General features: G+C 44.3%; 11 protein-coding genes. 2 read left to right on the forward strand and 9 right to left on the reverse strand.

Translation table 11 applies throughout. The features are described from left to right. On the reverse strand, positions 1-1,976 hold a 1,976-nt coding region (locus A3739_RS05135), incomplete at its 3' end, for an efflux RND transporter permease subunit (RefSeq protein WP_156502371.1). 19 nt (positions 1,977-1,995) lie between these two features. Further along, positions 1,996-3,174: an efflux RND transporter periplasmic adaptor subunit gene (locus tag A3739_RS05140; RefSeq protein WP_068500587.1), complete on the reverse strand. Its 1,179-nt coding sequence runs from the start codon at positions 3,172-3,174 to the stop codon at positions 1,996-1,998. 125 nt (positions 3,175-3,299) lie between these two features. Here A3739_RS05140 and A3739_RS05145 point away from each other — a divergent pair, with 125 nt between their 5' ends. Together A3739_RS05145 and bioA are read left to right on the forward strand one after the other, a co-directional pair. Next, complete coding sequence (locus A3739_RS05145) at positions 3,300-4,067, forward strand: pseudouridine synthase (protein WP_068473324.1); 768 nt, start codon at positions 3,300-3,302, stop codon at positions 4,065-4,067. 1 nt (position 4,068) lies between these two features. Beyond that, on the forward strand, positions 4,069-5,349 hold the full coding sequence (gene bioA, locus A3739_RS05150) for an adenosylmethionine--8-amino-7-oxononanoate transaminase (RefSeq protein WP_068473327.1): 1,281 nt from the start codon (positions 4,069-4,071) through the stop codon (positions 5,347-5,349). Positions 5,350-5,643: 294 nt separating this feature from the next. On the opposite strand, the gene A3739_RS05155 is transcribed toward bioA, so the two are convergent. The 7 genes from A3739_RS05155 to rbfA form a co-directional block, all read right to left on the reverse strand. Further along, positions 5,644-6,954, reverse strand: a complete 1,311-nt coding sequence (locus tag A3739_RS05155) for a hypothetical protein (protein WP_068473330.1) — start codon at positions 6,952-6,954, stop codon at positions 5,644-5,646. Between the two features lie 310 nt (positions 6,955-7,264). After that, entirely contained in the window at positions 7,265-7,729 is a 465-nt protein-coding gene (locus tag A3739_RS05160; protein WP_068473334.1) for a YiiD C-terminal domain-containing protein, read from the reverse strand. 150 nt (positions 7,730-7,879) lie between these two features. Continuing rightward, on the reverse strand, positions 7,880-8,641 hold the full coding sequence (locus A3739_RS05165) for a tellurite resistance TerB family protein (RefSeq protein ID WP_068478027.1): 762 nt from the start codon (positions 8,639-8,641) through the stop codon (positions 7,880-7,882). 203 nt (positions 8,642-8,844) lie between these two features. After that, positions 8,845-10,938 (reverse strand): polyribonucleotide nucleotidyltransferase, encoded by a 2,094-nt coding sequence (gene pnp / locus A3739_RS05170; RefSeq protein WP_068500590.1) that lies wholly within the window; start codon positions 10,936-10,938, stop codon positions 8,845-8,847. Positions 10,939-11,299: 361 nt separating this feature from the next. Beyond that, positions 11,300-11,569 (reverse strand): 30S ribosomal protein S15, encoded by a 270-nt coding sequence (rpsO, locus tag A3739_RS05175; protein WP_068478048.1) that lies wholly within the window; start codon positions 11,567-11,569, stop codon positions 11,300-11,302. A 75-nt stretch (positions 11,570-11,644) separates the two neighbouring features. Then, positions 11,645-12,640, reverse strand: coding sequence for a tRNA pseudouridine(55) synthase TruB (truB, locus tag A3739_RS05180; protein WP_068478020.1), 996 nt, complete (start codon positions 12,638-12,640; stop codon positions 11,645-11,647). A gap of 13 nt (positions 12,641-12,653) precedes the next feature. After that, positions 12,654-13,070: a 30S ribosome-binding factor RbfA gene (rbfA, locus tag A3739_RS05185; RefSeq protein WP_068474514.1), complete on the reverse strand. Its 417-nt coding sequence runs from the start codon at positions 13,068-13,070 to the stop codon at positions 12,654-12,656. Positions 13,071-13,094: the final 24 nt, after the last annotated feature.

Genomic DNA, 13,094 nt, shown 5'->3' on the forward strand with positions numbered 1-13,094 from the left:
GCGCCAGCAATCGCGTCTGCACTTAACTCAGGACTTTGCCGCTCATCAAAAGGTTTCAAGCCAACGAAAACAATCCCTTCATTTGAAGAAATCGAGAATCCATTCGGTGACAAACCTGGGAAAGCGACCGACGATTCAACGCCAGGGTGCTCTAAGGCAATCGCTGACATTTGTTTGATCACTTCTTCGGTTCGATCTAAGCTCGCCGCATCAGGTAATTGTGCAAAAGCAATCAAATACATTTTATCTTGTTGCGGAACAAAGCCTGTTGGAGTCGTCTCAAACTGATGCTTAGTTAAAGCCATCAGTCCGGCATAAATCGCAAGAACAATGATCGACATCCGTACAATGATTTTAAGCAAAGACGTGTAGCCATTCGTTAGAGCACCAAAAAACTTGTTGAATGGTGCAAACACAAAGCGACCAAACACTGAATCGATCATACGCGACAGAATATCTTTCTTGGCATCATGCGGTTTCAGCAACGCCGCCGCTAAGGCAGGACTCAAGGTCAACGAGTTGAAGGTAGAAATAATGGTTGATATCGCTATCGTCAGCGCAAACTGCTTATAGAACTGACCTGATAAACCAGAAATAAATGCCGTTGGAATAAACACCGCACTTAACACTAAAGAGGTAGCGATGATCGGTCCGGTTACCTCTCGCATGGCCTGTTTGGTTGCCTCAATAGAACTTTTACCCAAGGCAATATTACGTTCAACGTTTTCGACAACAACGATCGCATCATCGACCACGATACCGATCGCCAATACCAAGCCAAACAGGGTTAAGGCATTCAAAGAAAAACCAAACAAGTGCATGACTGCGAACGTACCAACCAGTGATACCGGCACGGCAACCAATGGAATAATGGACGCGCGCCATGTTTGCAAGAACAGCAGTACAACGATGACCACTAGCAACATCGCTTCTAGTAAAGTTTGAACAACCGCTTCAATAGAGCCGCGTACAAAGACTGTTGGATCATAAACGATCTTATAATCCATACCTTCAGGGAAGGTTTCTTTGAGCGCCGCCATACTGGCACGTACGTCATTCGAGATTTGGATTGCATTCGAACCCGAACGCTGGAAGATCGCAATTGCCGCTGCTTGCTTGTTATCTAATAGCGAACGTAAAGCGTAGGTATTGGCACCCAATTCAATACGCGCAACATCTTTAAGTCGAGTGATTGCGCCATTGTTACCAACACGAAGAACGATGTCTTCAAACTCTTCGATGCTTTCTAAACGCCCCTTCACTTTGATCAAGAGCTGAAATGGATTCTCTTCAACGCTTGGTTGAGCACCTATTGTACCCGCTGCTGCTTGGCGATTTTGTTCACGAATAGAGGTGATAACATCGGTCGTGGTCATACCTAATGCGGCAACTTTCTCTGGGTTCAACCAAATACGCACGGCGTAATCACCTGCCCCAAAGACCTGTGCGTTACCGACACCTTCCAAACGCGCTAACTCATCGCGTACTTTCAACTTCGCAAAGTTCGAGAGATACAACATGTCATAACGATCATCAGGCGATAGTAAATGAACAACCATCGTGAGGTCAGGAGACGACTTTGTTGTGGTAACACCTAAGCGCTGAACATCTTGCGGTAGTCGAGGAATCGCTCGCGCTACCCTATTTTGAACTTGAACCTGCGCGTCATCGACGTTAGTTCCTAGCTCAAACGTAACTGTGATAGATAAAGCCCCATCAGATGTTGCTTGCGAAGCCATGTACAGCATGCCTTCAACACCATTGATGGCTTGCTCTAAAGGCGTTGCAACGGTTTCAGCCATCGTTTCTGGATTTGCACCAGGATAGCTTGCATTGACCACGACAGTTGGTGGAACAACTTCAGGATATTCGGTAATCGGAAGTTGAAATACTGCAATCAAACCGGCAATAAAAATCAGAAGCGACAGAACGCTTGCGAAAATAGGACGAACAATAAAGAACTGCGAAAAATTCATAGCGACTCCTAAGCGTTCTTTATTGGCTAACGAGAGCAGTTTGCTCTTTCTTCAGCTCTTCCAAGAAAGCAGCGTCCACCATTTTGACATTCTCAGGCGCAACAGGCATCCCTGGGAAAACACGCTGTAATCCTGAAACAATAATTGTTTCATCTGGCGCTAAACCACTAACTGCACGCAGAGAGCCATAGCGCAGACCCGTTTGAATCGGGCGATACTGAGACATATTATTTTCATCAACCACTAGAACGTACTTAGAGTTCAAGTCAGTCGCGATAGCGGTTTCTTTAACTAGCACAGTCTCTTTTGGATCTTCCACACGCACCATCAAACGTACAAACAAACCGGCCGTAAGTACTTGTTGTTTGTCTTCGAATACTGCACGTAGGCGAATTGTACCTGTGGTGATATCAATTTTGTTGTCGACAAAATCGATATATCCTTGGAATGGGAACTCGAAAGCTGTGCCTATACCCATCAATACCACGTTATCGAGTTTGCTAGCACTCAGTGCTTTAAGCTCGAGATATGTCGACTCATCAACGTCGAAATATGCATGATAACGATCTGTCGAAACAAGCTCAGTCAACTCGGTGCGACCTTGAGTAATCCAAGTACCCTCTTTTACAAAAGCATTCGAGGCACGACCATCAATCGGTGCTTTGATTTTCGTATAGCTTAAGATGGTCGCAGCACCATCTACCGCCGCTTCTAATGCAGCCGCGTCCGAGATAGATTTTGTCAGCTCAGTTCGACGATTATCGAGTTCTTCTTGAGAAAGTGAGTTTTTCTTACGCAAGCTCACTGCGCGCTCAACATCTCTTTTTGCCAGTTCAATTTGTGCACGAGCACTTTCTAGCTCAGCCTTCAACTCGTTGTAGCGTGCGGCTTGCGTACGAGAATGCATCTCAAACAACACATCACCTTGCTTAACCACCGCGCCCTCTTCAAAAGTAACGTGTTTAATCTGACCAGACACCTGAGGCGTCATAATCACTTCTTGTTCTGCTTCTAAACGACCGGTATAGATTTTTGTCGCTGCCATGGTCAAAGCCGTTACTGATGCAACTTGAACTGGCACTGCAGGAGGCATTTGCTGTGCTTGTTCAGGGGCATTCTCCTCTTTAGAGGAACAGCCAACTAATACAGCGAAAGACAAAACTAACAACGAACCTAGGCTCAAAAAACGAGACACCATTAAAACTCCAAAAAATGAGCAAATATTGATGCACAAAAAGAATGAATGATTGCGCAAAATTAAGCGCGCGATAGTACCAAACAACAGGTAAAATCTCTAAGCCTTCTACTTCAACAGACTGTTGCATGAACAATACGAACGAATCGTCTCACAACACTGAACACGAGCCCGAAACGCTTGAGATCATTTACCAAGACGAATATATGATCGCCGCGCACAAACCGGCGGGAATGCTCGTCCATAAATCTCCCATTGATAAACGCGAAACACGGTATACGATGCGTATTTTGCGCAACCAAACAGGGCACTGGGTTTACCCCGTTCATCGCCTGGATAAACCTACATCAGGATTGCTACTGTTTGCTTTCGACCCAGAAACGGCAAAGAAAATATCTGATCAATTCGAACAGCGGCATATAAAAAAGACGTACTATGCAGTAGTCCGCGGGTATACGCCGCAAGAACTAGAAATCGATCACCCATTGAAAGAAATCGCTGCCTTCAAAAGTGATCAAGCAAAAGCAGATGAGAAAGAGCCGAAAGACGCACAAACACAACTGCGCCGTGTAGAGCGGTATGAATTGCCCATATCAGACGGACGCTTCCCTACTTCACGTTACAGTTTGGTAGAGCTAAAACCTAGAACTGGACGTAAACACCAACTACGCAGACATATGAAACATATCAGTCACCCTATTTCGGGTGACGTGAAATATGGAAAAGGCAATCACAATAGACTGTTTCGCGATGAACTCAATTGTGATCGACTAATGCTCGCAGCCACGGATCTCAACTTGGTTCATCCTATAAGCAACGAGCCATTAACGTTACACTGTTCTTTTGAAAATAGCTTTCAAGCAACGCTAGATAAGCTCGAACAATACAAGGTTTAACATGACTATCCGCTCGCATAACTCGACCGACAAAGAACATATTTGGCATCCTTACAGCGCGATTGGCTCTGATCTCCCTATATTTCATGTCGATTCTGCTAAAGGCTGCAAGATCAAACTCAAAGATGGAAGAGAGCTTATTGATGGCATGTCGTCTTGGTGGAGCACCATTCATGGCTATAACCATCCAGCTATGAATGCAGCGCTAAATAGCCAGTTGGAGAATATGAGCCATGTGATGTTTGGCGGACTGACTCATGACCCCGCTATCGAACTCACCGAAAAGCTGCTTGAGGTGCATGACGACCGCCTAAACGCGGTATTCTTTGCCGACTCCGGCTCAGTGTCAGTCGAGGTGGCGATGAAGATGGCGATTCAATATTGGGCGAGTCTAGGTAAACCCGATAAACAACGATTTCTAACTGTTCGTAATGGCTATCATGGCGATACTTTTGGCGCGATGTCGGTATGCGACCCCGTCAACGGCATGCACTCCTTGTTCGAAAAAACACTGGCCAAAAATCTTTTTGCGCCCGCGCCGCAAACGCCATTTGGCGAACCTTGTACCGATGAGGATGTCGGAGAACTAACGCAATTGTTAATTGATAACAAAAGCGAGATCGCAGCCGTAATTATTGAGCCGATCGTACAAGGCGCAGGCGGCATGCGTTTTTATTCAGCGGATTACCTAAACCGTTTACGCACGCTCTGCGATGAATACGACGTGCTTTTAATCTTTGATGAAATTGCAACGGGTTTCGGACGCACAGGAAAGATGTTCGCCTATCAGCACACAGACATCATTCCCGATATTATTACCATGGGTAAAGCACTGACTGGGGGCTACATGACACTAGCCGCCACGATGACAACACGCGACATTGCAAAAACGATTCAGTCAAAGTCGCCGGGCGTTTTCATGCATGGACCCACCTTCATGGCCAACCCTCTTGCTTGCAGTGCAGCCGTCGCAAGCTTAGAGCTATTATCAAGCTATGACATAGAAGCCGTCACCGAGAACATCGCTGAACAGCTAGAAATAGGACTATCTCCCTGCCGACAGTTAGACAAAGTTGCCGAAGTTCGAATTCTTGGCGCTATCGGCGTGGTCGAAATGAAAGACCCCGTGAATATGACTGTTATCCAACCAACGTTCGTAGAGCATGGCATTTGGGTTCGCCCCTTCGGGAAACTTGTTTATGTCATGCCGATATATGTCATGACAAATGAAGAACTTGCAGAGCTATGTGCAGGAATTGTAGAGGTAGTTTCTAAGCTTTAAGTCTGTTAGAAAAAAGGCGCTTCAAGCGCCTTTTTTTAAATGCATAATTTGGATAATAAGGTTACAAACCAAGAAATGCATGTCACTAGCCTTTTAGGTCTATGTCAATAAAAGTTTCAATTAAAGGACATGTACTCAAAGACTTATCGAATCACCATTTCTAATCAGTCTTATAACGATTGATTCTCCCTTAAAGGCTAGCTTAGGCTAATTAAGATCACACCCAATATACGACGTCAGTTCTTGTACAACTGTAGTTTTGCATATTCGATATTAGTTTTATCAAAAGTGCCATTAATTAGACAGTTTCTCGTACACAGGCATTGGCGCTCGATTCAACACCAACTCTTCTTCTGAACTAATAACGCCACTCTCATCTTCATCAAACTGAAGCGTTAAAGTATCTCCTTCAACTTTAGCAAATAACGGAATTGACTCGGAAAGAGTGTCCGTCAAGCCCGTATCAAGATTACCGTCAAAAGTAATCGAAGCAGTCAAAGCGTCATTTTCAGAGTTAATAGAGTAAGTGCCCCATTCCATCCCACTCACTTCATCTGGATTCTCAGGATTGTTTGGAGCTTCCTCATCAACTTCTAGATGCGCATAGGTACCGTTGTCAAAGAAAACAAAAGCGAGTAATTCATTTTCTGTAGAGGTATTAGTCCATGCACCTAAAATATCACTGTTAGCAGAACGTGTAAGATCAAGCGACTCGTCTTCATCAATAGTGCCATTGTTATTGTCATCGAACTCAAGAGTTAGTACGTCATCGTCAACTTGAGCGAAAATATTCGCAGGATCCGCCGCAGAGAAAACGAATAATCCTGTATCAGTATTGTCAAAAGTAATACCAAGCTCTAATAAACCCGTCTCATCATTGCGGGAGTAAGTTCCCCATTCCATACCATTAGTTTCACTGGCATCGTCAATATCAACTTCCATATGCACATACGTGCCATCTTGGAAGAAAACAAAAGCAAGCAAGTCATTTTCATCATCGTCGGTTGTCCAAATACCTGCGATACTGCTGCTAGGCGTAAAGGTTTCTCCTTCTTCAATCAGCGTTTCTTCAAGGTGAGAAATCGCCTGATCTTCTGAAATAAGTGCCGTAGTCGTTGATCCAGAATTTGCTACAAGCGTTGTAACAGCAGTGCTATTAGCAAAGTCAGTTATGGATTGAGTAAAATCGACAGCAGTCGCGACATCTGAAGCTTCATCAGCAATTTCAATACCATTATCTGGGTCACCATCGGTATCCAAACTTTGAAGTAGACGAGTAATATTTACCACTGTGTCATCTGAGGTATCCTGCGTTCCTGCGATAGTTAGAGGAGTGACAACGCCTGTTGCTTCAACTGCAGGGAGTTCAAGATCACCAATAAAAAACGTAACCGTTTCACCCGATAAGTAGTTGTACTCACCGTTATCATTCGTCACGCCAGATTGCGTATCCGTGCGGTAACCGATATTCGCAACAGCACTATCTAAGAAAACGCCTGTTGACACTGAACCACCACTGCTGGCGGGAGCGGATGAACTGCCGCCGCCACACGCACTTAAGATAAGCGCAGATACAATCGCTACACTTAGTCCTAATTTTTTCATTCTATTCTCCTTTAGATACAAACTATACTCTGTATTAAGCGTTCCGCTAAACAAACGCAGACTTTATATTCAATGATACTCACACTTGAAGGAGGTTTTAATTCTGCAGACTTTAAAGAATTGAGTACTTCAGAAACACGCTCAAACCAACAAATGTACCCGTAAATATGTCACGGACACTAAAAGTGTAGCTTAATCATAAAGACATAAAAGGAATAAGAAGTTATTTTTTTATTAAATAAATATTACAACATAAATTGCACTAAAGCTGAGCAAATTTTAGACTTAGATCACCGAAAGGGAGCGTGATTCACCTATTCAACAAAGCATATTTTCCGTTAAAACGAGCGCAGGCTTTTCCTTCGCTATTATTTACAAGCACTTCTAATTCAAAGGCAGCTTTACCTCGCGTCTCAAAGCTATGTTTGAAGTGATCTAAGGATTCCTGATCTGGAGAGAGAACTTCTGCACGAAGCGTTTCACTAAGCGGGCGCAGGTACTCAATTTCAGCCTTCGCGACGACTAATTCACCATCCAGACCTAATTCTTGAGACTTTATTGAGGACATTCCCCATGCTGTAGCAACAGCGATGACATAGATACTTCCACCAAACGCGGTTCCCTTGTCATTGGTATTCGGATCTAGCGGCGCTTCAAAAACAAGTCTATTTCCATCATAAGAATGTACCGAAATCTCTGCAGCACGAGCCAAAGGCACATTAAGCATAAAGAAGTCTTGAAGTGCGCGTGCTGCGATATCGTGTAATGCATTCATTCGGTATAGATCTCAAAAAAGAATAGGCGCGAAAGTATACCGCAAATCAAATATAAACCTAGTTGCATCACCGCATGCATACTAACTCGAATACATTAAGCGGCGATGCAAACCGAACTACTAAAAAGCGACGCAAGAACAATGCAAGAACTACGCAACCTCAACTTTGACATTTTGTGCTTGCGCGCGAAGCTGATGCTCAAGACCTGCTGGCAGATTCAATGCTTTTGAGAGCAGTGATAAATGCCTGTATTCAGACTCGTCATCAAGCTCAATTGTCAAACAAGAAGCAAGATAAATCTCTGCCTTTTGCTCCATTGAATCGAACTGTCCAACTATCTCAACCATGAGTACAGGCTGCAGGAATAGATTCAACAACTCACTCTTCACATTCACACTCAAATCTAACCTGTTAACCGTTTCGGCTATTCTGCGCTGCTCTTCTAAATCAATCTGACCATCAGCGCGTGCCGAAGCAATCATAGCTTTCACTAAACGAAGTTCGAAATCACTATCCTGTTGAGGCTGATTAATATGCGCTAAGGCTTCTCGTTCATAACTTGACTGGAAACGAGATGCTTGATGAGAGGGCGCTTCATATCCTGCATCTCGTGCGGACTGCTTTTCATGAGCTTGACCAGTATGCTGCCAATCTTTGTAGGCTCTATATGCTAAGACTCCTAATAATGCTGCACCGCCATATTTAGCCGCCTTGCCAGCTATCTTACGCCTTGATTTGCTAGCGACGAGGGTAGCGATCAAGCCTCCCGCAACGGCACCACCAGCTAAATCACCCGGAATATTGCTAGTAAAATTTGATAATTTATTTGAAGCTTGTTGATTATTCAGTTGTGACGATTCGTTCGCTTGTCCTGAACCCGTGAATTGATTGAGTAATTCTGAAAAGTTCATATACGATTCCTCTTTGTCTTCCAATTTTCTGAAAAAACCTGCGGCTTACTTTGTTCTCACAAAGACGCCGACATTGAACAAATCGTATACAGATTCAGACACCGCTAATAGTCAACTTAGCGGACGAAAAACTCGAAATTAACGATGAGGAATGGCCAAAAAAAAGGAGGCACAAAGCCTCCTTTTCAACACTTAAGCTAGACTTACGCGTCAGCTTCGATGTCTTTCATAGTCAATTTAATACGACCACGGTTATCAACATCTAGTACTTTTACTTTAACCATCTGACCTTCAGAAAGTACGTCAGCCACATTCTCAATACGCTCTTCAGAGATTTGAGAGATATGAACCAAGCCGTCTTTACCTGGCAAGATATTAACGAATGCACCGAAGTCTACGATACGCTCAACCTTACCTTCGTAAGTTTGGCCAACTTCTGCTTCTGCAGTAATCGCTACGATCATATTGATTGCTGCTTGCGCTGCTTCGTTGTTTTCAGCGTAAACGCGGATTGAACCGTCGTCTTCGATATCAACAGATGCACCAGTTTGCTCTGTGATTGAACGGATAGTCGCACCACCTTTACCGATTACGTCACGGATCTTGTCTGGGTGAACAGACATGTTGTGCATCGCAGGTGCTTTATCAGAAACAGACTCACGAGGGTTCTCGATGACTTTGTTCATTTCTTCAAGGATGAACAAACGAGCATCTTGAGCTTGTTTAAGCGCAATCGTCATGATCTCTTCGTTGATACCTTCGATCTTGATATCCATTTGAAGCGCTGTGATACCTTCGTCAGTACCCGCTACTTTAAAGTCCATGTCGCCTAGGTGGTCTTCGTCACCAAGGATGTCGGTCAGAACTGCGAAACCGTCGCCTTCTTTAACAAGACCCATTGCGATGCCAGCAACTGGTGCTGCAAGTGGAACACCTGCATCCATCAATGCCAAGCTTGAACCACAAACAGAAGCCATAGAACTTGAACCGTTTGATTCAGTGATTTCTGAAACAACACGTACTGCATATGGGAACTCCTCTTCGTTTGGCATAAGCGCTTGAACACCACGCTTAGCAAGACGACCGTGACCAATCTCACGACGACCTGGTGCGCCCATACGACCACACTCACCTACTGAGTAAGGAGGGAAGTTGTAGTGCAACATGAAGTGCTCTTTAGTATCGCCTTCAAGTGTGTCAACGATTTGTGCGTCACGCGTAGTACCAAGCGTAGTCGCAACGATTGCTTGCGTTTCACCACGAGTAAACAATGCAGAACCGTGTGCATTTGGAAGTACGCCAACTTCAACAGAAATTGGACGAACTGTTTCATTGTTACGACCATCGATACGCGGCTCTTTCGCAATGATACGACCACGAACGATTTGCTTCTCTAGCTTGCTGAAGTAAGCCTTAACGTCTTCTTCGCTTGCTGCGCCTTCTTCACCTGTTGCAATCGCTGCAACTGCTTGGTTACGAAGCTCGCCCAATGCGCCGTAACGCGCCATTTTGTCACTTGTGCTGTATGCAGCAGTAATGCCTTCAGCAAACTGCGTTTTGATCGCGTCTGCTAGTACAATGTTAACTTCTGGTGCTGACCATTCCCACTGCTCAGTACCAACTTCAGCTGCGAATTCTGATACAGCGTTGATCACTGTTTGCATTTCTTGGTGAGCGAATAGAACCGCACCAAGCATCTCGTCTTCAGTAAGCTCTTTTGCTTCTGACTCAACCATCAATACTGCGTCTTTCGTACCCGCTACAACCATGTCTAGTAAAGAGTCTTTTAGCTCTTCGTTAGTTGGGTTAAGTGAGTAGCCATTTTCATCAGTGAACGCAACACGTGCTGCACCGATAGGACCAGCAAAAGGAACGCCAGAAACAGCAAGCGCTGCAGACGTACCAATCATTGCTGCAATATCAGGGTCTTGCGTTTTGTTCGCAGACATAACCTGACATACAACCTGAACTTCGTTCACGAAACCATTTGGGAAAAGTGGGCGAATTGGACGGTCGATCAAACGCGAAGTTAGTGTTTCTTTCTCGCTTGGACGATTTTCACGCTTGATATAACCACCAGGAATTTTACCAACTGAGTATTGGCGCTCTTGGTAGTGAACTGAAAGCGGGAAGAAATCTTGACCTGGCTTTGCTTCTTTTGAAGCAGTCACTGCTACCAATACAGAAGTATCGTCAACCGTTACCATCACCGCACCTGCGGCTTGACGTGCAATACGACCAGTTTCTAGCGTAACGGTAGAGTTACCGTATTGAAATTGTTTAGTTACCGGATTCACATCGGCTCCTTTACTTTTAAATATAAAAAGAACGCCTCATCGATCACTACAACTAAAGCTTTATGCTCAATACTTTAGAAAAATAACGTAAACGCAAATTTTCTAAAGCACTCAGCTATAAAACTTTACTGCAAACCTATGAAGCTACCCTATTCGTGTTTTGATTTTTAATGCACTGGTGCTCGTTTTAGACACCTACAAAATCACGTACTTACAATAGATCAATCGCATAACAATAGAATTACGATTGTCTTAAAAACGAAAATACCGGAGGGCCCTAAAGCGCTCCGGTACTACAACTAAACTTGGGAGTTGGTTCTTGTAACCATTTACCCTTGTTTGTCTCGCTGCTAATTCGAGATTAGCGACGTAGACCTAGACGACCGATCAAAGAAAGGTAACGATCTGCATCTTTGCCTTTCAAGTAATCAAGAAGCTTACGACGTTGGTTAACCATGCGAATCAAACCACGACGTGAGTGGTGATCTTGCTTGTTACCTTTGAAGTGACCTTGAAGCTTGTTGATGTTATGAGTCAACAATGCAACTTGAACTTCAGGAGAACCAGTGTCGCCTTCAGATTGTTGGTAGTCTTTAAGAATTGCTGCTTTTTCTGCTGCGCTTAATGCCATGATATTTTCCTCAATATGCTTGTTTAAAAACCACTTACCGCGCATACGTACAGTAAGTCGTACATCGTTTTTCCTTTACGACACAGGCGTAAAGTTAATCAGCCGTTTTGCTTGCAGTTCCCACTGATCGCTCTGTTCACTTAGCTCCACTACACCGGCAAATAGCCAGTCGTCACCAAGCTCACAAGTTTTTGCGATATTCGCAATCGGCCCTAGCTGTTCATCAATTGCTTGCTTCGGAATATAGACACGATGAAAACCTGATTTTTCAGCGGGCGATATTCTAACTGTTTGCCCGTGTAATAGCGACCTTGTTTGGCGATTATTTATGCAAATATACGGTAAATTTGGTAACAAAATGTCGATAGGCTGAATAAATTTGCTCAACGCATCGAAATCACCCTCTAAATCGACCAATGTTTGCAGGCTTACAGTTTGCTCGAGCTCAAAATGACCTGCGATTGAACGGCGCAACATCGACACATGTGCACCACAACCAAGATCTAAACCAATATCTTCCACAAGAGATCGAATATAAGTCCCTTTGGAACACTCGACATACAAAGATAGCGTATCTTCTGTTATCGCATCTAAACGTAAGTTAGAAACAGTGATAGGCCGAGGTTCTCGCTCTACCGTAACCCCCTCACGCGCCCATTTATAAAGTGGCCTTCCTTGATACTTTAGCGCAGACCACATCGTCGGAACTTGCATTGTGTCGCCTCGAAACTTATCAAGACTTTGCTCTATGTGAGCACCCGAGAAATCTGGAACCTTGCGCGTCTCAACCAACTCACCTTCGCTATCTCCGCTTTCACGAATCTCGCCTAATTGAGCAGTGGTGTAATACGCTTTGCTAGACTCTAGTAGATACTTCGCAAACTTCGTTGCCTCACCAAAACATATTGGCAAAACACCTGTTGCAAGCGGATCAAGCGCACCGGTATGGCCAGCTCTTCGTGCATCAAAAAGCCAACGCACCTTTTGCAGCGCACCATTACTTGTAATATCTAGAGGTTTATCAAGAAGAAGGACGCCATCAAGAAGGCGCCCTTTTTTGCGTCGACCCATCTTTTAGTGTTGCCTAAGAAGGGTCTTGATCAGTTTGTTCGTTCGCCGCGTCATCAGCACCGTCTTTCTTACGCGCTTGCGTAATTAGGGCGTCAAGCTTACGGCCACGCCCAACAGAGCTATCGAAGTGAAAACGCAACTGCGGAATCGTACGCAGCTTTATCATCTTACTTAACTGACTTCTAAAAAAGCCCGACGCAGAATTTAAGACCTTAAGTGTTTGCTTCACTTCGTCTGAATTCGCATCATTCTCTTCAAGGGTCAACAAAGTAACGTAAACGTTGGCGAAACCTAAGTCTCGCGCAACCTCAACGTCATTTATCGTTACCATACCGACACGAGGGTCTTTCATTTCGGTACGAATCAATGTCGCCAAATCCTTTTGAATTTGATCGGCAATTCGATCAGTACGGTTAAACTCTCGTGCCATGTATTACAACTCCTCTAATGACAA

It is taken from the genome of Oleiphilus sp. HI0067, from assembly GCF_001635735.1.